Source organism: Halorubrum sp. CBA1125, from assembly GCF_009742825.1.
Classification (GTDB): domain Archaea; phylum Halobacteriota; class Halobacteria; order Halobacteriales; family Haloferacaceae; genus Halorubrum.
Genome location: NZ_WPCE01000025.1, coordinates 1 through 22175, shown reverse-complemented (window position 1 = coordinate 22175; position 22175 = coordinate 1). Strand labels below are relative to the sequence as shown.

Genomic DNA, 22175 nt, shown 5'->3' with positions numbered 1-22175 from the left:
CGACCGCGCCGGCGGCGAAGTCGGTCACCGTCCGGTGGAGCCGGCGCAGGAAGCGGTTGGTGGAGCGGACGCCCTCCTCTTTCCAGTCGAAATCGCGCTCGGGCTGGGCCGCCTGCATCATGAACAGCCGCGCGGTGTCGGCGCCGTACTCGTCGACGATCTCCTGTGGCGAGACGACGTTCCCCTTCGACTTGGACATCTTCTCGCCCTCCAGCTGGACCATCCCCTGGGCGAGCAGGTTCTCGAACGGCTCGCGGTGGGCGAGCCCCTCCTCGTCGGCGAGCACCTTCGTGAAGAAGCGCGAGTACAGCAGGTGCATCACGGCGTGTTCGATCCCGCCGACGTACTGGTCGACCGGCATCCAGTCGTTCGCGCGGTCCAGGTCGAACGGGACCTCCTCGCTCCCGGGCGAGACGTAGCGCAGGAAGTACCACGAGGAGTCGACGAACGTGTCCATCGTGTCGGTCTCGCGTTCGGCCGGGGCCCCGCACTCCGGACACGTCGTCGCCTTCCACTCCTCGGCGGCGTCGAGCGGGTTCCCGGTGGTGTTGACGAACTCGGGCAGCTCGACCGGCAGGTCCTCCTCCGGAACCATCACCGGTCCGCAGTCGTCGCAGTGGACGACCGGGATCGGGGTGCCCCAGTAGCGCTGTCGGGAGATCCCCCAGTCGCGCAGCTGGTACTGGGTCGCCACCTCGGCGCTCTCGACGTCCTCGGTCAGCCGCTGGCGGGCGGTCTCGCTGTCGAGGCCGCTGTACTCGCCGGAGTTCACGAGCACGCCGTCCTCGGTGAACGCCGCCGCCTCCACCTCCGGGGCCGCCGGCTCGGTCGCCGCGTCGCTCCCGTCGTCCCCGTCGGGCTCGGGCGCGATCACCGGCCGGATCTCGATGCCCTTCTTCGTCGCGAAGGCGTGGTCGCGCTCGTCGTGGGCCGGGACGGCCATCAGCGCGCCGGTCCCCACGTCCGAGAGCACGAAGTCGGCGACGAAGACGGGGATATCCTCGCCGGTCACGGGGTTGATCGCGGTCAGGTCCGTCTCGACGCCGTTCGGCTCGTCGCCGTCGGGGTCGGCCTCGTGGTGGACGAACTCGTGGACGGCGTCGTCCTCCGCGGCCAGCTCCTCGCTTATCGGGTGGTCGGGCGCGAGTGCGAAGAACGTCGCCCCGTGGATCGTGTCGAGGCGGGTGGTGAACGCGCGGACGGCGCCGTGGCCCTCGATCCGGAAGTCGACCTCGCTGCCGTGCTGGCGGCCGATCCAGTTGCGCTGCATCTGGCGGACCGAGTTCGGCCACCCCTCCAGGTCGTCGATGGCGTCGAGCAGCTCGTCGGCGTACGCCGTGATCTTCAGGAACCACTGGTCGAGCTCGCGGGTCTCGACGGGGGTGTCACACCGCCAGCACAGCTCGTCGTCGCCCTCGACCTGCTCGTCCGCGAGGACGGTCTCACAGGAGGGACACCAGTTCACCTCGGCGTCGCGTCGCTCCACGAGTCCGGCGTCGGAAAAGCGGGAGAACAGCCACTGGTTCCACCGGTAGTACTCGGGGGTGCAGGTGGTGATCTCCCGCTCCCAGTCGTAGCCGAACCCCATCGCCTTCATCTGGCCTTTCATCGTGTCGATGCAGTCGAACGTCCAGTCGCGGGGGTTGGTGTCGCGCTCCTTGGCGGCGTTCTCCGCCGGGAGCCCGAACGCGTCCCACCCCATCGGGTGGAGCACGTCGTCGCCGCGCATCCGGCGGTACCGGGCGTACGCGTCCGTGATCGTGTAGTTGCGGACGTGCCCCATGTGGAGCTTCCCGGACGGGTACGGGTACATCCCGAGGACGTACGTCGGGTCCTCGACGTCGTCGGGCGTGTGATACACGGAGGCGTCCGCCCACGCCTCCTGCCACCGCGTCTCGACTGCCGTGTGGTCGTAACCCTCCTGAGACATCTGCTTATATACTCGTGGTCGGGTCGGCGTCGTATAGCTTTCCATCCGGCTGCCGGGCGCCGCTACAGCGTCTCGGCGCGCCGTGCCTGCTCCACGCGTCGCGCCGCCTGCGCCACGCGGTTGCCAGTCGCGTTCGCGAGTCCCGGCGGGAGCCCCTCGCGAGCCGCCTCGAGCCGGCTCTCGATCCGCTCGATCCGCGCGACCACCGCCTCCAGCTGTCGTTCGGCTCCGCCCCGGTCGCCCGCTCGGGCCCGTGCCTCGGCCCGCTCGGCGGCGTCGACCGCGGCGGCGAGTGCGCGCTCCAGCCCGTTCACCGCCGTTCGACGGGCCCCGCCCGGCCGGCGGACCCCCGGCGCTCGTCGAACCGCCGGTGTCGTCTGCGTCGCCCGCGTCCGTGTCGTTCGTCTCTCCGTCACCTGTGTCTCCGTCACCCGCGCCTCCGTTTCCGGCCGCGGCCGCCGCCACCTCGGCGCGGGTCTCCTCGGCGATGTCGACGACGAACCCGGCGAGCGGGGCGACCCCGGTTTCTGGGCGCTCGATCCGGAGGGGGTCGCCGGTCGCGGCCGCCTCCGAGTCGGGATTGACTCGATACGCGCCGACCTCGCCGTCGGCGTCGCGCACCTCCGCCGCGTACGCGCCGCCCGCGTGGACGTAGACCGCGTCGCTCCCGTCGACGGCCGAGTCGTAGATTCGGCCGGCGAAGTCGTCCTCGATCGCGGTCCGGGCCAGGTCTATCTCGCTGTCCGCGTCCGAGACCGTCACCTTCGTCGCGTCCTCGCGGGCCACGAGCGGGATCTCGCCGTCGACACCTGCGGTCGTCACGCCCTCGTCGTCGGCGACGGACACCGTCTCGCTGTGCGGCGTCCGGCCGGCGCCGTTGACGGTGACGCGGTGCTCGCCCGCGGGGACTCCCCGTGCGACCGCGACCCCGCCGAACGTCGGGACCGCCTTCGGATCGCTTTCGAGCAGCACGAACGACTCGACGGCGGCGTCCGTCGTGGTCAGCCCCTCGCTGTCTGGCGCCTCGTCGCTCTCCACCGCCGCCGTGACCCGGGCCACCACCGCGTCGAGGTCGCCGGCCGCTTCGGGGATCGGCCCCTCCGGCGCCGCCACGGCGTCGTATCGCTCGGCGAGTTCCGACCGGTGGTTGCCCGCGGTGACGTCGACGGCGGGATTCTCGTAGCGCGGCTGGTCCCACGGGACGCCGGTGGTCGTGATGTGGCCGGCGACCGCGTCCTCGACGGCTTCCGGGACCGCGAACTCGAAGCTCAGCTGCGGCCCGGTGAACGCCGAGATGTGCTCCAGCTCGGCGGTCTCGACCAGCTCGTACGCCACGACCGTCTCGGCGGTCTCGTCGGGCGGGGGGACCTCGCGCCCGCCGTCGTCGCCGTCGCGCTCGCGGTGACGGAAGGCGATCCCCGTTTCGCGCAGCGGCAGGTCCGTCGGCGGCGACGACAGCGCGTCGAGCGACCGGACGGTGAGCGGCTCGTCGACCAGCGAGTCGGCGGTGACCGACGGGAGGTCCGGGTGGTCGTAGATCGGCTCGCCCTCGTACTCCGGCACCACGAACGGGAGCCGCATCCCCTCGTCGCGGGGGAGCCCGTAAGCGATCGGCACGCCGAGGAGGTCCTCGACCGTGTCGATCGTCGCGTTCGTGATGTCCGCGAGCAGGCCGTCGCCGCCGACCCGCCGGAACCCGTCCGGGATCTCGTTGACCGAGAGGGTACTGGAGTGGGAGCCGAGTTCGGTGAGAATCCTGGGGACGACGTCCGGGTCCGGGTCGAGGAACTCGTTGTTCGGCACGCGACGGGAGTGAGAGCTGGCGACGTACAGCTGGGGGTCGCCGGTGTCGAGGTCGACGAACACGTGGAGCACCTCCCAGTCGTGCCAGTGGAAGTTGGTCGCGAACTGGTCGAACGCGGAGTAGAACCAGAACTGGACCACCGCGAGCGGGGAGTCCGCGTACCGGACTCCGTTGTAGAAGACGGTCGGGGCCGGCGGCTCGTCCGCCTCGCCGCGTCGCTCGTGGTAGCCGTCGAACGCCGCGAAGCCGTCGACGACGGTTTCGCCGTCCTCCTCGGTCGCGTACGGCCGCGGATCGGTGGGGAACCACGGCTCGGCAGCGTCGAAGTACAGCGTCGGCGCGAACCTGGCGGCGAGGTCCTCGAGCGTCTCCGGGTCGAGCGCGTCCGTCCCGGCGTCGGCCGTCTCGTCGCCGGAACAGCCGGCGACTGCGGCCGCGACCCCGCCCGCGACCGTCCCGAGTAGCGTCCGGCGGTCGACCCCGACCTCGCGGTCGGTCGCGGTGTCGGTGTCGCCCGCGATCTTGGAGTCATCCGAGACAGCAGGGTCGCTCGCGACGTCGGGATCGGTCACCGATCCACCTCCGCTCCGACGATCGGCTCGTCGCGTCTGCGGCGAGGGCGCCGGTGCGGATCGGAGTCCATGCCTCCGAGGCACGCCGCGGTCGCCGATAAGCCTTCGGTCGCCGCCGACGGACGCGTCAGTGGTCCGCCCGACTGCGTTCGGTCCTCGGGGCCGGGCCCGACCCCGGAGCGCGGGCGCCGCCCCGTCCGACGAACGTCTGCCGCGTACCAAACGCTAAGTACGGCCGGTCCGAGGTGGCTCGTATGTGGCGCTCCCGGCGGAACCGGGACCGGCGGACGGTGGTCTGTATCGCGTGTGGCGACTCCGTGCTGCGCGAGGACGCGCGCGAGTACGACAAGGAGGGCGACCGCTGGGACCGGCGCGACAAGGAGTTCGAGTACCTCTGTACCGAGTGTCACGACGAGCTCTGCCACCAACCCCGCGACGGACTCGAATCCCTGATCCTCTCTATCGAGTCGACGGGCTCTCGCGGGAGGAGTTCCTCGACCGCTACGCCGACGCGGTCGCGGCCGACGCGGCCGACGCCGACGACCCGACCGGATCGGCCGGTTCGACCGAGCGGTCCGACAGCGACCGATAAGCCTACCTCTCGCCGCCCGGTAGCCGAACGCGGCACATGGTCCCCCTCCACCCGCTCCACCCCGGCGTCGCCCTCCTCCGAGCGCTCGCGTCGACCGGTTCCTCCAACCTGCTCCCGGTCGCGATCGGCGCGCTCGCCCTGCTCGTCGGCCTCGCGTTCCTCGCGTACGGCGCGAAGGGCTCGCTCGACGCGTTCCGCGTCGCCCGCGCGACCGCGACCGACCCGACCGGCCTGATCGACGACGACCGACGCGTGCGCGTCGCCGGCCGCGCCGAGGCGGTCGACGGCGAGACGCTCTCCGCGCCGTTCGCCGGCGACCCCTGTCTCTGCTGCGTCTACGACATCTCCGAGTACCGCAGCCAGGGGAAGGGCCGCTCGTGGGTGACGATCGACTCCGGCGAGGCCGGCGTCCCCTTCCGGATCGTCGACGGCGGGACGGGCGTCCGCGTCGACCCGGCGGCGGCGACGTTCGTGTTCGGGGTCGACGCGGAGCTGACCGTCGACGCCGACGAGCCACCGCCCGAACGGGTGCGCCGGTTCGTCGACGCGGTCGACGACGTCGACGAGGCCGAGGCGGGCCGCGCGATCGGCCCGATCACGGTCGGCGCCGACCCGGAGCGGCGATACCGCCAGCGCGTGCTCCGCCCGGGCGACCCGGTCACCGTCGTCGGCGACGCCGCGGCGTTCCCGGACGCGCCGGCCGGCGAGGTGAAGGTACGACTCGACGGCGGCTCGCCGTTCGTCGTCGCCGACGCGGACGCCAGGCGGACCGCGCTGCGGCTGGTCGGGCGGTCGGCGGTGCCCCTCGTGATGGGCGCCGTGGCGCTCGCGGTGGGACTGCTCGGGCTCTCGCCGCTGCTCGGCGGAGGTGTCTGGTGACGCGCCCGGGTTCCCCCGACAGGCCTTTCTAACGCACCCGCGTTGGTGGATCCATGTCAGACGACGAGCCGAAGCCGGGGTCCGCCGAAGACCAGGGTCCCGTGACGATCACGCCGGCGCTGGCGGACAGACTCGCCGAGAAGCGCGAGGAGCTGTTCGAGGAGTTCGAAATCCGCGACGAGTTCCCCGCCGACGTCCTCCGCGAAGCCGAGACGCGAACCGAGGGCGTGTACGACGAGATCGAGGCGGAGATCGACGAGCGCCGCGACCTCCGGGACCTGACGACGTGGACCACCGACCCGATCGACGCCCAGGACTTCGACGACGCCATCTCGATCGAGCGCGAGGAGGGCGCCTACCGGCTGTGGGTCCACATCGCCGACGTCACCCACTACGTCACCCCGGACACCGCGATGTGGGAGGAGGCGGTCGAGCGCGCCAACACCGTCTACCTGCCGGCGTACACGATCCACATGCTCCCGCCCGTGCTCGCCGAGACCGTCTGCTCGCTCGTCCCGAACGAGGACCGCCTCGCGCACACGGTCGAGATGGAGATCGACGACGAGACCCTCTCGTTCGAGGACATCGAGATCTACAAGTCCGTCGTCAACTCCGACGAGCGGCTCACCTACTCGGAGTGCGAAGAGCGGCTCGACGACCCCTCGTTACCCCTCGGCGAGGAGAACGCGCTCGCCTTCGAGCTGGCCGACCGCATGCACGAACAGCGCAAGGAGGACGGCTCGCTCGTGTTGAACCCCCGGCGGGACCGCGCGCACACCATCATCGAGGAGTCGATGCTGAAGGCGAACAAGGCGGTGACGCACACCCTGATGTGGGACCGCGGCGTCGAGGCGATGTACCGCGTCCACCCCCAGCCCACGCCCGACCAGTGGAACGAGGCGCTCAAGGAGATCCAGGAGCTCGACGGCGTCTCGATTCCGGGCGACGCGTGGGGCGACGACCCGCGAAAGGCCGTCAACGCCGCCTTGGAGGAGTCGCCGGAGCGCCAGCTCAACAAGATCCAGCGCGCCGTGCTCAAGGTGATGCCCCGCGCGAAGTACATGAACGACCCGTTCGGCGGCCACCACGCGCTCAACTTCGACATCTACGGCCACTTCACCTCGCCCATCCGGCGGCTCTCCGACACGATCAACCACTGGATCGTCCACGAGAACGACGTGCCCGAGAACCTCGTCGAGCTCTGTGACCACGCCAGCGACAAGCAGAAGGACGGCGAGACGGCCGAACGGCTCTACAAGCAGTTCCTCCAGGAACAGGGGCTCGACCCGTACGCGGTCAACAACCGCGGCCTCGAGGTCGTCGAGGACCCGGAGGCGGCCAAACACACGGCCTGAGATCCTCTCTCGGCAGCGGATCGACCAGCCAGAGAGCCGGCGGCGTCACCCCTGACGGGCGCCGAACCGGACGACGGCGGCGGCGGCGAGCCCGCCGGCGACCGCGATGGCGGCGAGGACGACGAACAGCTCGCCGGACCCCGCACGCGTCAGGACCGCCCCCGAGAGCGCGGCCCCCAGCGACCCGACGCCGAAGATGGCGAGGTAGGTGAACCCGAACGAGAGCCCGCGGGCCTCCGGCGGCGAGTACGCGGCGACGGTCGCCTGCGAGAGCGGCTGGACCGTGAACAGGCGACCCCGAGCAGGAGAGAGACGGCCACGAACGACGGCACGGTCGCCGTGGCCGGGACGAACCCGAGCGCGAGCGCTCCCAGGATCCCCATGAGGCCGACGAGCGCGCGCTCCGGCCGCACCCGGTCCGCGATCCGTCCCCCGAGGTACTGGCCGAACACGCCGACGGTGAGGATCGCGACGTACAGGTATCGAGCGAGGTCGAACTCCTCGGCGTACGGGCTCTCGGGGGCGACCAGTTGCACGTCGACCAACCCGCCGAGGACGTCCCCGAGCAGGTCCGGGAGGAACGTCAGGAACGCGCGGTAGAAGAGCCCGCTGAAGGTCACGAACACTAAGACGAGCAGGAACCCGCCGGTCAACAGGACTCGCGTGTTGCTGGCGACGTCCGACAGCGCCACCGCGCCCTCGGTGTCGGCGTCGCTCGGTTCCTCGTCTTCGATCGATTCCTCGTCGTCGATTCTCGGATCCTCGTCGTCGGTTCTCGACTCACCGTCGCTCGGCTCGGCGCGCCTCGCGCCGCCCGACCGGTCCGTGGCGGCGGCGAGCGCGGCGTCGACGTCGACGGTCGCGCCGTAGGCGGCGACGCCGAGGGCGGGCAGCGTGAGGAGGACCGCGACGACCTCCCAGTCGAACGCCAGAAGCAGGAGCGCGGCGGCCAGCGGACCGAGCGCGATGCCGAGGTTCCCCCCGATCCCGTGGTACCCGAGCGCGACCCCGCGCCGGTCGACCGCCCGCGAGAGGAGCGAGAGCCCGGCCGGGTGATAGACGCTGGCCGTGACGCCCCACAGGCCGACCGCGACCGCGAGCACCGGGAGCGTCGGGGCGACGCTCACCAACAGGAACGACCCCGCCATCCCGATCAGACACGCGAGGATCAGCGGCTTCGATCCGAACCGGTCGACGAGGATCCCGCCGGGGAGCGCGCCCACGCCGAACAGCCCGTACCCGACCGTGACGACGAGCCCGAGCGTCGCCGCGGTCGTGGAGAACTCGGCGATCCACACGGTCAACAGGATGGGGATGGAGAGCTCGTACGTGTGGACGAGCCCGTGTGAACCGGCCGTGAACGCCACGATCCGACGTTCGGCGTGATCCAGAGCCATGTACCCGGCGTTCTCGGGGATCCGTCATAATCTCCGCGGTACTCGCGCCGCGCCGCCGTCCGGCGCTTCGCCGTCGCGGCACACGCGCCCCTACCGACGGCAGACGAGGTGAGAGTCGGTGTCGGTCGCGGCTCCGCTCTGTCGCCGTTCCAGTCGGACCCTCGTCTCTACTGGGGCGGCGCGATCAGACGATGTTGAGCGCCGTGTAGATCAGCAGTCCGACCGACACGATAGTCACGAGCGCCAGCCAGCCGATCATGATGGCGCCCATCTGGCGATGCGTGAGGTTCTGTCCCTCAAGGAACTCGGACACGCCCATACACGACCTGTGTCGTCGATCGTATATAACGGGTCTGGCTCGGACCGGCCGCGAGCGCTCCCGTTCGGTCCGTGTGACGGCTCTGTCGGTTCCGGGGCGCTCCGTCGGTGTCGGACCGCGCCACGTCGTTCTCCGACGCCGGACTCTCACGCCCGCCGGGCTCCCGTCTCACGCGTTCCAACGCACACACCTATTAGCGTGGCCTCGCTTCTCCCGGTATGCCGATCACCGAATCCGACCTCCCGGGCGTCGGGAAGAAGTTCGAGATCGATCTCGGGGACGGAGAGATGGTCGTCGTCATCCACAACACGGGGAAACGCGAGGTGTTCCGGCGGTCGGACCCGGACGCCGACTCCGAGAAGGTCTTCGAGTTCGGCGACGACCTCGCGCGCACGATCGGGTCGATCATCGAGGGGGCGCACTTCCAGCCGATCGAACCGGACACCCAGGAGACGACCCTCCCGGGCGGGATTCTCCTGGAGTGGTACGAACTCCAGCCGGGGTCCCCGCTGATCGGCGAGACCCTGGAGAGCGCCGACATCGGGAACCGGACCGGGCTCGCGGTCGTCGCGATCCAGCGCGAGGACGCGGTGATCGACAGCCCCGGCGCCGACACCATCCTCCGCGAGGGCGACACCGTGATCGGCGTCGCACCCGCGAGAACTGCGAGGCGTTCGAGGAGCTGCTCACCGAATGAGCGCCCGACGCGACGCGGGGAGCGTCGCCGAACACGCCGTCACGTCGGCCGGTGTCGACGGGGTGATCGGCCGTGGCTGAGGCCCTCCTCGAAGCCGGGATCATGTTCGCCGCCATCGCGGTCGCCGGCGGGCTCGCGGACCGGCTCGGCCAGTCGGTGATCCCCTTCTACATCCTCTCGGGCATGGCGCTCGGGGAATACGTCCTCGGGCGGCTCTCGCTGCCGGTTCTCGGCACCGCCCACGTCGCCGAGTCGGCGTTCGTCGCGCTCGGCGCCGAGCTCGGGATCGTCTTCCTGTTGTTCTTCCTCGGGCTGGAGTTCAACCTCGACCGCCTGCTCGCACGGCGGAGCCAGATCGGCACGGCCGGGACGATCGACCTCGCGAACTTCGGCGCGGGGCTCGTCCTCGGCTGGCTCGTCTTCGGCGCGCTCCTCCCGGCGTTCCTGCTCGCGGGGATCGTCTACATCTCCTCGTCGGCGGTGATCACGAAGTCGCTCATCGACCTCGGATGGATCGCCAACGACGAGGCCGAGCCCCTCCTCGGCACGCTCGTCTACGAGGACCTCTTCATCGCCGTCTACCTCGCGGTCGCCTCGGCGCTCGTCCTGGGCGGCGGTGACGTCGCCGCGGCGGCGGTCGACGTCGGGATCGCCCTCGGGTTCATCCTCGGACTGCTCGCGCTCGTCCAGTTCGGGACCCCGGCGTTCGACCGGCTGGTCGCGACGGACAGCAACGAGTTCGTCGTGCTCCGGTCGATCGCGACGGTGGTGTTGATCGCGGGCGTCGCCCTCGCGCTCGGCGTCAGCGAGGCGGTCGCGGCCTTCTTCGTCGGGATGGCGTTCTCGGCGACCGACTACGTCCACGAGATCGAGACGCTGTTAGAGCCGGTGCGCGACACCTTCGCGGCGGTGTTCTTCTTCTGGATCGGGCTGGTCACCGACCCGCTGCTGTTCGGCGAGGTGTTCTGGCTGATCGCGCTCGCGGTCCTCGTGACGACGCCGACGAAGCTCGTCACGGGGTACCTCGGCGGGCGCGCGTTCGACCTCAACGCCCGCCGGTCGACGCGGGTCGCGCTCGGGATGACCACGCGCGGGGAGTTCTCGCTCATCATCGCGACGGTCGCCGTCACCGGCGCCAACGCCGGTACCTTCGACGCGGCGCTCGCGGAGACGATAAGCGCCTTCGCCGTCGGCTACGTGCTAGTCATGGCGATCCTCGGAACCACGCTGATGCAGTACTCCGGCCCGTTCGAGTCGGCCGTGGTGCGCCGGGTCCGCCGGACCGGGCGGAGCGCCGACGGCCGCCTCTGACCGGTATCTGCTACCGTCTCTCGCCGGTTCACTCGTTTTTGTCTGTCTCGCGATCGACCACGACGGTCCGGCCGGTCAGCCGTTTCGGGATGAACTTGTAGAGGTCGATGTCGAGGTCGGCTTTTCCCTCCGCCCAGACCTCGAACAGCGGGCGGCGGGCCTCGCCGTACTGCGCGATCGTCTCGGGGGTGAGTTCCTCGAGGTCGACGCGGTGGAGCGTACCGACGCCGACGACGCTCGCGTACTCCTCGCCGTCCCGCTCGCTGTCCTCCTCGTACACCACGATCCGCGCCGTCGGTTCGGACGCGAGGAACGTCCGCTTCTCGCTGTCCGGGGTCGAGACGAGCCGCAGGTACGCCTCGCGGGCCTCCGGGTCGTACCCGTACGAGATCGGGATCGCGTACGGCTCGTCGTCGCGCGCGAGCGACAACACGCCCGTCTCGTGTCGCGAGAGGAGCGCGTCGACCGCCGCGTCGGACATCTCGACCTCGCTTTTCGTCGCCATACCCTCCCCTCTCGCCGCCCTCGGGATAAATGGTACGAGACCGGTGCGGCGGGCCGTCACGCGGTCGGCGCGTCGGAGAGGTCACACTCCGCGACCGGCGCCCCGCAGACGACACAGCCGACGTCGAGCAGCGTCGCCCGCATCGCGTCGTCCACCTCGATCGATCGGTGACACTCCGGGCAGTCGAAGGTGTGCGTCTGTGGTCCGGGCATGTACGCGGGTACGGTACGGACACTCATGAAAGACGCAGAGGATTCCTGTCGGTTCGGAATCCGGCCGACCGGGTGAGACCGGGTCGGTGGGTGGTCGATTCCGGATCAGTCGAGAATCGCGGCGAGCAGCTTCTGCTGGGCGGCCGCGAGGTGCTCGCTGAACGTCGACCGGTCGATCTCGAGCGAGTCGGCGACCTCCCCGGCGTTGGCGCCTTTCGGGTGGTCGAAGTAGCCGGCCTCGTGGGCGGCGGCGAGCACCTCGCGTTGCCGCTCGGTCAGCTCGCTTCGGTCGACGGTGACCAGGTCCGACTCCTCGGGGGTCGACGACGACTGCAGGAGCCGCAGCACCCGCATGTCCGGACACGACTCCTGGAACGCCTCGAGCACCGAGCGGAGCGTCGGCAGGTCGGTCGCGTGGAACGTGACGAGCAGCCGTCCGTCGCGGATCGTGGTCTCCGAGACGGGCACGCCGTGCCGGTCTAACACCGCGAACGGCGACTCGTCGCGGTACGGGCGCTCGAACCGATAGGCGGCCTTGGCGCCGTACGCGAAGACGACCTCGACGTCGTCGGGGACCGAGAGGTCGGCGGCGGCGATGAACTCGACGACGACGCGCCCGCCGTCGTCGGTCGTGGTGCGCGAGACGCTGTAGATCGGCCGCGTCCCGTCGACGATCCCGTCGAAGGGCGACGGCGACGCGACCGGCAGCGAGACCTCCGCTCTGATCCCCGATCCCATCTACGTCCGTCCGTGCCCGCCGCCGGGCAAAACGTTGACGGCGGCGGCTCGCCGGTCGAACGCGGTCTCCCCTATAAAACACCCCCCATATGTAGGGGGCACGTTGGGGTGGGTCGCGCCGGTAGGTACATCCATGAAGCGACCCACGCCGCAGGCGGCCGGCCCGACCACGGTGACGGAGGACACGGAGACGCTGGACGAGACGTTCGACGCGCTGGCCGACCCCGACTGTCGCGCCATCCTCGCGGCGGCAGACGCGCCCATGACGACGAGCGAACTCGCGGACGCGTGTGACATCGCGCTCTCGACCGCCTACCGGAAGGTCGAGCGGCTGAGCCAGACGCCGCTTCTCACCGAGGGCGTGCGGTTCGACCCGAACGGCGACCACGCCGCCGAGTACGCGCGCGCGGCGACCGACGCCGCCGTCGAACTCACCGACGACGGGGTCACGTTGACCGTCGACGAACGGGGCGGCACCGACGCGCTCGAGGCGGCGCTCGAGACGACCGGCGTCTCGGCCGACTGAATCGGTCTCGTGTGGTTTCTGTCCTGGTAACCGGGCGCTACGGTCACTGCTCGCTTCCGAAGAATCCCCACCGATCTTAAGCCCCCGGTCGGCGTAGTCGCCCGTCGATGGGTACGCTCAACGAGCTGTTCGACCCGGACAGGGTCGCGGTCGTCGGCGCGACGCCCCGCGAGGGAGCGGTCGGCCGCGCCGTCACGTCGAACCTGCTCGCGGACTTCGACGGCGACACCGTTCCCGTCAACCCGAACTACGACGAGGTGCTCGGGACGCCCTGCGTCGACGAGGTGGCGGCCGCCGACGCGGACGTCGCCGTGATCGTCGTGCCGCCCGCGATCGTGTTGGACGCGATCGAGGCGTGCGGCGAGGCGGGCGTCCGGAACGTCGTCGTGATCACCGCCGGGTTCGGCGAGACGGGAGAGGACGGGGCGGCGAGGGAGCGGCGCCTCGCGGAGCTGGCCGACGAGTACGACCTCGACCTCGTCGGCCCCAACAGCCTGGGGATCATCTCGACGCCCTCGGGGCTAAACGCGACGTTCGGCCCGGAGAACGCGCTGCCCGGCGGGCTCTCCTTTATGAGCCAGTCCGGCGCGTTCGTCACCGCGGTGCTCGACTGGGCCAACGACAACGGGGTCGGGTTCAAGGACGTCGTCTCGCTCGGCAACAAGGCCGTCCTCGACGAGACCGACTTCGTCGACCACTGGGGCGACGACGAGGAGACCGACGTGATCATCGGCTACCTGGAGGGGATCGAGGACGGCCGCGAGTTCATCGAGACCGCCCGCGAGACCACCCGGGACACGCCGATCGTCGCGGTGAAGTCGGGGCGGACGAGCGCCGGCGCGCAGGCCGCCTCCTCGCACACCGGCACCCTCGCCGGCTCCGACGAGGCGTACGAGGCCGGGCTCGACCAGGCCGGCGTCATCCGCGCGGAGTCGGTCGATGAGCTGTTCGACTCGGCGGGCATCCTCGGGAGTCAGCCGCTGCCCGAGACCGACAGCGTGGCGATCGTCACCAACGCCGGCGGGCCGGGCGTGATGGCGACCGACGCCGTCGGCGACGCCGACCTGGAGATGGCGTCGTTCTCCGCCGAAACCACCGAGGCGCTCCGCGAGTCGATGCCCGACGAGGCCAACGTCCACAACCCCGTCGACGTGATCGGCGACGCCGACGTCGCCCGGTTCCGCGAGGCGCTCGAGATCACCGTCGCCGACGACGACGTGGGGGCCGCCCTCGTGCTGGCCGCGCCGACGGCGACGATCGACTTCGACGACCTCGCGGACGCGATCGGCGAGGTGAGCGCCGAGCTGGCGGTCCCCGTCGCCGCCTGCCTGATGGGTGGCGACCGGACCCGCGAGCCGAAACGGCGGCTCCAGGCCGCGGGGATCCCCTGTTACTTCGACCCCGCCCGCGGTATCGAGAGCCTCGCGACGCTCGCGCGCTACCGCGACATTCGCGACCGCGAGTACGCGGATCCGATGTCGTTCGACGTGGACCGCGAACGCGCCCGCGCGGTGCTCGAGACCGTCCGGGACCGCGACGACAACCGCCTCGGCGTCGAGGCGATGGAGCTGCTCGAGGCGTACGGGATCCCCACGCCGGACGGCGCGATCGTCGACTCGCCGGGGCGCGCCCGCGAGGTCGCCGCGGGGATCGACGGCGACGTCGTGATGAAGATCGTCTCGCCGGACATCCTCCACAAGTCCGACATCGGCGGCGTCGCGGTCGGCGTCGCCGACGCGGACGTCGCGGACACCTACGAGGACCTCGTCACCCGCGCGCGCAACTACCAGCCCGACGCGACGATCCTCGGCGTGCAGGTTCAGGAGATGGTCGACCTCGACGACGGCGTCGAGACGATCGTCGGGATGAACCGCGACCCGCAGTTCGGCCCGCTGCTGATGTTCGGGCTCGGCGGGATCTTCGTGGAGGTGATGGAAGACACCACGTTCCGCGTCGCGCCCGTCTCCGAGCCCGAGGCCCGCGCGATGACGGAGGAGATCCGCTCTGCGCCGCTGTTGCGCGGCGCCCGCGGCCGCGACCCGGTCGACGTCGACGCCGTCGTCGAGACGATCGGGCGGATCTCCCAGCTCGTCACCGACTTTCCGGCCGTCCTCGAACTCGACATCAACCCGCTCGTGGCACTGCCCGACGCCGACGGGGCGAACGCCGCCGCCGTCGACGTGCGACTCACCGTCGACCCGGAGGAACTCGACCCATGACTGACACGCACACGACACTCGTCACCGCGACCGGAGAGGGCGCAGGAAAGACCGCGATCACCGTCGCGCTCGCGCGGCTCGCCGCCGACCGCGACCGCAGCGTCGGGTACATGAAACCGAAGGGGACCCGGCTCCGGTCGAACGTCGGCAAGACGCTCGACCAGGACCCGATGCTCGCGCGCGAGGTGCTGGAGTTGGACAGCGAGATGCACCAGATGGAGCCCGTCGTCTACTCGCCGACCTTCGTCGAGGGGGCGGTCCGCGGCACGGAGGACCCCGACGCGCTGCGCGAGCGGATCCGCGAGGCGTACGGGGAGATCGCGGCCGATCGCGACCACGTGTTCGTCGAGGGGGGCGGCGACTGGACCACGGGCGGCGTGGTCGACCTGACCGACGTCGACGTCGCGGAGCTGCTCGACGCGCGGGTCGTGCTCGTCGCCGAGTACGGGTCGCCGAACGACCTCGACGACGTGCTCGCGGCCGCCGACGCGTTCGGCGACCGCCTCGCCGGCGTCGTGTTCAACAAGGTGTCCGACGACGCCTTCGAGTCGCTCGACCAGGACGGGATCCCGTTTCTCGAGTCCAGGGGCGTCACCGTCTTCGGTGCGATCCCGTACGAGAAGGAGCTCGCGGGCGTCACCGTCGCGGAGCTCGCCGACGAGCTCGGCGCGGAGCTGCTGACCGACGCGCCGACGGACGCCTTCGTCGAGCGCTTCCTCGTCGGGGCGATGGGCGGCGACGAGGCGTTGCGGCACTTCCGCCGCGCGCGCGACGCCGCCGTCATCACCGGCGGGGACCGCGCCGACGTCCAGACCGCGGCGCTCGAGCCTCCGGCGTCGCGTGTCTCGTCCTCACGGGCGGCCACCGGCTCCGGGGCGGTGCTGGGGAAGGCGGCCGACGCCGGCAAGCCGGTCCTCGCGGTGAACACCGACACCGTCACCGCGATCGATCGCGCCGAGGCCGTCGTCAGCGGCGGCCGGACCCGCGACGCGCGGACCGTCGACCGGATGGCGACGCTGCTCGACGCGCACGTCGACGTCGGCGCGATCCTCTGAAGGAGGGGTTCGCGGACGTTCCCGGATCGCTGTGGCGATCGACCGGGGACCCGGGGGTAGACCACCCCCGTCGCGTCCGGTGTCACGGGCGAACGTCTGACATACTGTTTTCAGGGTGGACGACGTAGCCCGCGTATGACCAGTCTCTCGGAGGCGTACGGAGGACGAGGGGGCTCCGAGGTCGACCCGCGCCGGCTGTACCTCGGAGTGGGGTCGTTCGTCGTCGGCACGCTGCTGCTCGTGGCGGGGCTCATCGTGGCGGCAGAGGTCGTGCTCCCGGCCGGCTACGGGTCCGGTGACGCCCGTTGGTTGGGCGGCGTGCTCGGCGGCGTCGGCGTCCCGCTGCTCCTGCTCGGCGTGATGACCGTGCTCCCGGCCGACCGGAACACGCGCGCGGCCGCGCTCGTCGGCGCCGCGGTGATGTGTCTCGGCGTCGCGCTGTTCGCGCACGCGTACCCGCACCAGTGGGTCGGCGGTCCCAGCCCGGAGTTGCCCGACCTCACGGTGCCGACGGCGGGACTGTACATCCTCGGCGCCGCGACGACGCTGTGGAGCGTGTTCGTCGGCGTCGCGAACTTCAAGACGCGGAACGACCCGGGCGGCACCGTCACGATGGAGGTCACCCACAAGGGCGAGACGAAGGTCGTCGAGGTGAGCCGCGACCAGCTCGACGGGATGGGCGGCGTCGGACTGCTCGGTGCGACGCCCGACGGCGACGTCTCGACCCAGACCAACCGGCCGAACGCCTCGGCGTCCGCAACGGGGCAGCCCGGGAGAACGGGGGGGTCCGGGAGCGCCGCCGGGTCCGCCGACACCGGCGGCTCCGTCGGTACCGGCCGCTCCGCCGGTCCGGCGACCGGCGCGGCCGGGGTGAGCGACGGCGGCGACACGGCGTCGCGGATCACCTCGCCGCTCGACGAACCCGACTCGACGGCGTCGCCCGACGCCCCTTCGACCGGCGACGCCGCCCGAGACGCCCCGGGCGACGCCTACTGCGGCAGCTGCGCGCAGTTCGACTACGTCCGCACCGACGAGGGGATGCAGCCGTACTGCGCCCACTACGACGAGCTGATGGACGACATGGAAGCCTGCGAGAACTGGACGCCGCGGTGAGTTCTCGGGTTCCCTGCTCTCTCGTCCGCCCTCACGTCGGCTCCGCCGACGGCAGCTGCGACTCGGCGACCGCGAACGCGAGCGTGCTCAACACGCCGGTGAGCGTTCCGGCCGCCAGCGCCATCGCGAGCTCGCCCAGCCCGAGCGACGTCACGCCGGGCGTGCTCGGGAGGAAGAACCCCGAGACCGCGAACAGCACGACCGCGATGGCGATCACGTAGAACGGCGCGTTGAGGTACCGCCACCGGAACCGCCCGGCGAGGTACTCGTCCGTGATCTGGCCGAGGCTGGAGGTGACGCCGGCGACCGCGAGCCACCGGACGAAGCCGTGGACGAACGCCGCGACGGTGACGCCGGTCGTGACCGCGTTGCCGTGGGCCGCGTGTACCGCGTCCACCGTCTCGACGCCCTGGACGCCCCCGACGACGATCAGCGCGAGCGCGACGACGTAGGTGACGAGCGTCACCCGGCCGGTGTAGAGGACGTTTCGAACGGTCTCGGCCGCGCCGTCGATCGTCTCTTCGAGTCCGAGCCCGCGGAACAGCGAGTAGAGCCCGACGAGCCCGGAGAGGATCCCGAGCACCGCCGCGCCGGCGACGTCGAAGAGGTTGGCCACGACGACGAGCGGGTAGATCAAAAGCAACACGCCGAGCGGGACCAGGATCGTCCCCCGGGTCTCCGGGTCGGCGAGCACCTGCTTGATCGTGTAGTAGAGCGATTCGAGGTCCTGTGCCTGCCGGACGACGACGCGGCGCACCCCGTCGATCGGCATCCGCGACCGGATCACCGGGAGCACCGATTCGTCTTGGGCGCCGTCGGTGATCACGACCGCTGACACCTCTTCGCCGGTGGACAGCTCCGCGAGGACGCGGTCGACCTCCTGGCCCACCGCCCGGTTCGCCCGCACGTCGGAGCCGTCGACGCCGGTGACGGCGGCGACTTCGACCGCCTCGCCGCCGGCCGACAGCTCGTCGTAGACGTTCACGCCCTGGAACAGCACGTTCACGTCGGAGTCCTCCGGGTCGGCGGTCGCGAGCGCGACCGCGGCCTCGGTGACGTCGGCGGCGCCGACGACGGGGGTGGGGATCCCCGTCTTCCGGCCGAGGTCGTCGTCGAGGTCGACACAGAGGACGAGCAGCATCACACCCGGGTACGCGAGGCGCCGGCATAGGCTTTCGGCTCGCGGCCGGCACCGGGAGCGCTCCGCCGAGGACGTACGCTTTTCACGCCCGCCGACCGTCGGGAACGTATGGAGCCGATCACCGTCACCGCCGACGCGGAGGAGTTCACCTGCAACGCGTACCTCGTCCCGGGCGACGCGACCACGCTCGTCGACGCGGGGACGATGCCGGGCGCGAGACGGCCGTCGCGGACGCGCTCGACGCGGCGGACGCCGACGAACTCGACCGGGTCGTGTTGACCCACCAGCACCACGATCACGTCGGCGAACTCGACGCGGTACTCGACCGCTTCGACGCGACTCTCTACGCGTACGCGTCCCACCCGCGACGCGACGTCGCGATCGGCGACGGCGACGAGATCGCGATCGGCGACGAGCGCTGTGAGGTGGTGTACACGCCCGGTCACGCCGACGACCACGTCGCGCTGGTCGGCGACGAGCGGCTGTACTCCGGCGACGTGGTCGTCTACAACGACGGCGCCTTCGACGACGGCTCGTTCGGCCGCACCGACATGGTCGGCCAGTCCCGCGAGCGCCTGATCGACAGCCTCCACACCCTCCTCGACCGCCTGCCCGACAGCGTCGCGGCGATGTATCCCGGTCACGGCGACGTCTACCGTGCCGCCGACGGGCCTGACACCGTCCGCGAGGTCGTCGAGCGCGCGCTCGAGCGCGCCGAGCGCCGCGAGCCGAAATACCCGGACGAGTAGGCCGACGGCGCCGAGACGATCTGTGAGATACCGAGAACTAGTCGGAGATCCGACCGCGTGGTTATCGGCCGATACGGGCGCTGACCAGTGCGAACGTCTCCTCGCACGTGGTACTCCGCGAGGAGGACGACACCAGGTGCGATCGGCCGGCTCGGCCCGCGCCGCCGCATCCGGCGCGTGCGGTCGTCAGCTATATTGTCCGTCATCAGCAATACCGTTACATGACCGAATCGCCCGACTCGGCGGACGCCGAGAAGAGCGAGCGCGAACGGATTCGCGAGGAGAAGCTCCGCGAGCTCCGGCGCGAACTCGACGAGAACGGGGAGGTCGGCGGGTCGTCCGCGGACGTGACGAACGACGGCTCGGAAGCGACTCCGGACGAGCCGATCGAGGTCGACGGCTCCGACGCGTTTCAGCGCGTCGTGGCCGAGTACGACGTCGTGCTCGTGGACTGTTACGCCGACTGGTGTGGCCCCTGTCAGATGATGGAGCCCGCGGTCGAGGCGGTCGCGGCGGCGACCGACGCCGCCGTGGCCAAGGTCGACATCGACGCGAACCCGGAGATCGCCCGGGAGCTCGGCGCACGCAGCATCCCGACGCTGCTCGTGTACGCCGACGGCGAGGTCGTCGACCGGCTCGTCGGCGCACAGGACCGCGCGACGCTCGAGTCCGCGATCGCCCAGCACGCCGCCTGAACGACCGGATCGAGACACCAGATCGACGCCGACCGACACGCTCCGCCTCGCTCCAACGTCACTCCACCTCGCCCAGACGTCGCTCCGCCCGGAGCGATGAGGCGGACAGCGCGACGGGACTCTTCCGGGCTCGATCGTGCGGGGACGGCCGATCACGAAACCACTAAAACACGAGCGGTCACACTGCGCGTATGAAAATCGCGATACTCGGCGGGACCGGCGACATCGGCGAGGGGCTCGCGCTCCGGCTCGCGGCCGACACGACCCACCGGATCCGGATCGGCTCGCGCGACGCCGAGCGCGCGGAGACGAAAGCCGAAGAGTATCGTACGGAGCTCGACAGCCGCGGGATCGACGCCACGGTCGCGGGGTTCGAGAACGAGGCGGCGGCCGCCGAGGCCCGCGTGGTCGTCCTCGCGGTGCCGCCGTACCACATCGGCGACACCGTCGAGGCCATCTCGGACGTGCTCGACTCGGGCGACGTGCTCGTCTCTCCCGCCGCCGGGATGAAACGCGACGAGGAGGGCTTCCACTACCATCGGCCGGGGGCGGGATCGGTCACCAGGCTCGCCGCGGACGCCGCCCCCGAGGGGGTCACGGTGGTCGGCGCGTTCCACAACCTCGCGGCCGCTCGGCTCGCGAACCTCGACGCCGACCTCGGGATAGACACGCTCGTCGTCGGCGACGACGAGGACGCGAAACGGACCGTTATCGACGTGGCCGAGGGGATCGAGGGGCTGCGCGCGCTCGATACCGGCGGCATCGCCAACGCGCCCGAGATCGAGGCGCTCGTGCCGCTTCTGATCAACCTCACCGAGCACAACGAGCGGCTCCACGACCTCGGCGTCAGGTTCCAGTAAGTCGGCGAGCCGCCCGCGAGGCACGCGTCCCGCGCGCTGGGGCGAAACCCATAACACGGTGCCGACGGATCCGAGTGTATGCTCCCGGTCCAACCCCTGTTCATCGTCATTCTCGTCGGGCTGCTCGGGCTCTTCTTCTTCGGGTTCCTGCTCGTCCGGCGCACCGTGGCTGGGCTCCGCGAGGGCTACGAAGACGGGAAACGATAAGATGGTCGTCACCACGGTCGGGACGCTCTTCGTCGCCGGCGTCGCGAGCCTCTTTATGGCGTGGTCGATCGGTGCCGGCTCGTCCGGCTCGACCCCGTTCGCGCCGGCGGTCGGCGCCAACGCCATCTCCGTGATGCGCGCGGGGCTCGTCGTCGGCGTGCTGGGGCTGCTCGGGGCGGTCCTCCAGGGCGCGAACGTGACGGAGGCGGTCGGCACCGAGCTGATAGGCGGCGTCACGCTCACCGCGGGCGCGGCCATCGTCGCCCTCCTCACCGCGGCCGGGCTCGTCGCGATCGGAGTGTTCGCCGGCTACCCCATCGCGACGGCGTTCACCGTCACCGGCGCCGTCGTCGGCGTCGGCCTCGCGATGGGCGGCGACCCCGCCTGGGCGAAGTACACCGAGATCCTCACGCTGTGGGTGGCCACTCCGTTCGTCGGCGGCGGCATCGCCTACGGGGTCGCCCGGACGCTGATCGCGGACACGGTCCCGGAGCGGGAGCTCATCGCGGGGCTCGCGGGGGTCGTCGGTGTGATCGTCGCCAACGTCGGGTTCGCGCTGCTCGGTCCCCCGGGCGAACAGGCGTCGATCGCGGCGGCGCTCGGCGCTGGCCTCGGCGTCGGCGGCGCCGGCGAGATCGCCGTCACCCTCGCGATCGCCGCCCTCGTCGCGGTCGCGGTGTACGTCGACCTCGGCCGGGACCGGGCGGGTGCCCAGCGGCGGTTCCTGCTCGTGATGGGCGGGCTCGTCGCGTTCTCGGCCGGCGGCTCGCAGGTCGGACTCGCGATCGGCCCGCTGGTGCCGCTTTTCGTCGACGGCGCGGGGATCCCGCTGTGGGCCCTGCTGGTCGGCGGCGGCGCCGGGCTGCTCGCGGGGTCGTGGACCGGCGCGCCGCGGATGATCAAGGCGATCTCACAGGACTACGCGTCGATGGGGCCGCGGCGGTCGATCTCGGCGCTCATCCCCTCGTTCGCGATCGCCCAGACCGCCGTCGCGTTCGGGATCCCCGTCTCGTTCAACGAGATCATCGTCTCGGCGATCGTCGGCGCGGGGTACGCCGCCGGCGACGCGGGCGTGAGCCGGGCGAAGATGGGGTACACCGTCTTCGCGTGGGTCGCGTCGCTCGCGGGGTCGCTCGCGCTCGGGTTCGGCGTGTACTCGGCGGTGCGGTTCGTGTTGTGACCGCGGCGGTACGGCTCTCGTTGTGACCGGCCGCGTGTCGGCCACCGTGGTCCTCCCTCCCGTTGCGTCTCACCCCGCACGGCGCCACACAACACCTCACGCCTCCCCAGCCTCGGCGG

At 71.1% G+C, this 22175-nt stretch carries 17 protein-coding genes and 5 pseudogenes; 14 read left to right on the top strand and 8 right to left on the bottom strand.

The genetic code is table 11. The features are described from left to right. The coding region (gene leuS, locus GJ633_RS18445) for a leucine--tRNA ligase (RefSeq protein ID WP_156587566.1) at window positions 1–1930 on the bottom strand (1930 nt) is incomplete at its 3' end. 62 nt (window positions 1931–1992) lie between these two features. Next, a pseudogene (locus GJ633_RS18440) lies at window positions 1993–4255 on the bottom strand (hypothetical protein). Window positions 4256–4560: 305 nt separating this feature from the next. Between GJ633_RS18440 and GJ633_RS04595 the strand changes: the two are divergent. The 3 genes and pseudogenes from GJ633_RS04595 to GJ633_RS04585 all read left to right on the top strand — a co-directional run bounded on the left by GJ633_RS04595 (window position 4561) and on the right by GJ633_RS04585 (window position 7132). After that, window positions 4561–4898, top strand: a pseudogene (locus tag GJ633_RS04595) (hypothetical protein). Between the two features lie 36 nt (window positions 4899–4934). Next, on the top strand, window positions 4935–5777 hold the full coding sequence (locus GJ633_RS04590) for a GIDE domain-containing protein (RefSeq protein ID WP_156587564.1): 843 nt from the start codon (window positions 4935–4937) through the stop codon (window positions 5775–5777). Window positions 5778–5830: 53 nt separating this feature from the next. Beyond that, on the top strand, window positions 5831–7132 hold the full coding sequence (locus GJ633_RS04585) for a ribonuclease catalytic domain-containing protein (protein WP_156587562.1): 1302 nt from the start codon (window positions 5831–5833) through the stop codon (window positions 7130–7132). A gap of 45 nt (window positions 7133–7177) precedes the next feature. Here the strand turns inward: GJ633_RS04585 and GJ633_RS04580 are convergent. Then, window positions 7178–8523, bottom strand: a pseudogene (locus GJ633_RS04580) (MFS transporter). 190 nt (window positions 8524–8713) lie between these two features. After that, window positions 8714–8848 carry a hypothetical protein gene (locus GJ633_RS18085; RefSeq protein WP_255470513.1) on the bottom strand — a complete coding sequence of 45 codons (135 nt, stop codon included), beginning with the start codon at window positions 8846–8848 and terminating at the stop codon, window positions 8714–8716. A gap of 218 nt (window positions 8849–9066) precedes the next feature. Between GJ633_RS18085 and GJ633_RS04575 the strand changes: the two are divergent. Next, window positions 9067–9545 (top strand): annotated as a pseudogene (locus GJ633_RS04575) (cation:proton antiporter regulatory subunit). Window positions 9546–9647: 102 nt separating this feature from the next. Continuing rightward, complete coding sequence (locus GJ633_RS04570; protein WP_156587568.1) at window positions 9648–10856, top strand: cation:proton antiporter; 1209 nt, start codon at window positions 9648–9650, stop codon at window positions 10854–10856. 28 nt (window positions 10857–10884) lie between these two features. Here GJ633_RS04570 and GJ633_RS04565 read toward each other — a convergent pair whose 3' ends face one another. The 3 genes from GJ633_RS04565 to GJ633_RS04560 all read right to left on the bottom strand — a co-directional run bounded on the left by GJ633_RS04565 (window position 10885) and on the right by GJ633_RS04560 (window position 12311). After that, window positions 10885–11361 carry a pyridoxamine 5'-phosphate oxidase family protein gene (locus GJ633_RS04565; RefSeq protein ID WP_156587557.1) on the bottom strand — a complete coding sequence of 159 codons (477 nt, stop codon included), beginning with the start codon at window positions 11359–11361 and terminating at the stop codon, window positions 10885–10887. 56 nt (window positions 11362–11417) lie between these two features. Then, the gene (locus GJ633_RS16995; RefSeq protein ID WP_197431231.1) at window positions 11418–11573 is read right to left on the bottom strand and encodes a hypothetical protein; all 156 of its coding nucleotides are present in this window, start codon (window positions 11571–11573) and stop codon (window positions 11418–11420) included. Between the two features lie 105 nt (window positions 11574–11678). Then, window positions 11679–12311, bottom strand: coding sequence for a helix-turn-helix domain-containing protein (locus tag GJ633_RS04560; protein ID WP_156587555.1), 633 nt, complete (start codon window positions 12309–12311; stop codon window positions 11679–11681). Between the two features lie 133 nt (window positions 12312–12444). Between GJ633_RS04560 and GJ633_RS04555 the strand changes: the two genes are divergently transcribed. From GJ633_RS04555 to GJ633_RS04540, 4 genes are all read left to right on the top strand, one after another. Further along, window positions 12445–12837, top strand: a complete 393-nt coding sequence (locus GJ633_RS04555) for a helix-turn-helix domain-containing protein (protein WP_156587553.1) — start codon at window positions 12445–12447, stop codon at window positions 12835–12837. A 107-nt stretch (window positions 12838–12944) separates the two neighbouring features. Further along, window positions 12945–15056, top strand: a complete 2112-nt coding sequence (locus GJ633_RS04550) for an acetate--CoA ligase family protein (protein WP_156587551.1) — start codon at window positions 12945–12947, stop codon at window positions 15054–15056. Continuing rightward, window positions 15053–16111, top strand: a complete 1059-nt coding sequence (locus GJ633_RS04545; protein ID WP_231741229.1) for a phosphotransacetylase family protein — start codon at window positions 15053–15055, stop codon at window positions 16109–16111. The genes GJ633_RS04550 and GJ633_RS04545 overlap by 4 nt, the downstream gene beginning before the upstream one ends. 135 nt (window positions 16112–16246) lie before the next feature. Next, on the top strand, window positions 16247–17224 hold the full coding sequence (locus tag GJ633_RS04540) for a hypothetical protein (RefSeq protein WP_156587549.1): 978 nt from the start codon (window positions 16247–16249) through the stop codon (window positions 17222–17224). Between the two features lie 31 nt (window positions 17225–17255). On the opposite strand, the gene GJ633_RS04535 is transcribed toward GJ633_RS04540, so the two are convergent. Further along, window positions 17256–18365 carry a DUF373 family protein gene (locus tag GJ633_RS04535; RefSeq protein ID WP_156587547.1) on the bottom strand — a complete coding sequence of 370 codons (1110 nt, stop codon included), beginning with the start codon at window positions 18363–18365 and terminating at the stop codon, window positions 17256–17258. Window positions 18366–18473: 108 nt separating this feature from the next. Here GJ633_RS04535 and GJ633_RS04530 point away from each other — a divergent pair. The 5 genes and pseudogenes from GJ633_RS04530 to GJ633_RS04515 all read left to right on the top strand — a co-directional run bounded on the left by GJ633_RS04530 (window position 18474) and on the right by GJ633_RS04515 (window position 22056). Next, window positions 18474–19114, top strand: a pseudogene (locus GJ633_RS04530) (MBL fold metallo-hydrolase). A 221-nt stretch (window positions 19115–19335) separates the two neighbouring features. After that, complete coding sequence (gene trxA, locus GJ633_RS04525) at window positions 19336–19809, top strand: thioredoxin (RefSeq protein WP_156587545.1); 474 nt, start codon at window positions 19336–19338, stop codon at window positions 19807–19809. A gap of 191 nt (window positions 19810–20000) precedes the next feature. Then, on the top strand, window positions 20001–20669 hold the full coding sequence (gene npdG / locus GJ633_RS04520) for an NADPH-dependent F420 reductase (protein WP_156587543.1): 669 nt from the start codon (window positions 20001–20003) through the stop codon (window positions 20667–20669). A gap of 78 nt (window positions 20670–20747) precedes the next feature. Beyond that, window positions 20748–20876 carry a hypothetical protein gene (locus GJ633_RS18080; RefSeq protein WP_255470511.1) on the top strand — a complete coding sequence of 43 codons (129 nt, stop codon included), beginning with the start codon at window positions 20748–20750 and terminating at the stop codon, window positions 20874–20876. A 1-nt stretch (window position 20877) separates the two neighbouring features. After that, window positions 20878–22056: an inorganic phosphate transporter gene (locus GJ633_RS04515; protein WP_156587541.1), complete on the top strand. Its 1179-nt coding sequence runs from the start codon at window positions 20878–20880 to the stop codon at window positions 22054–22056. Window positions 22057–22175: the final 119 nt, after the last annotated feature.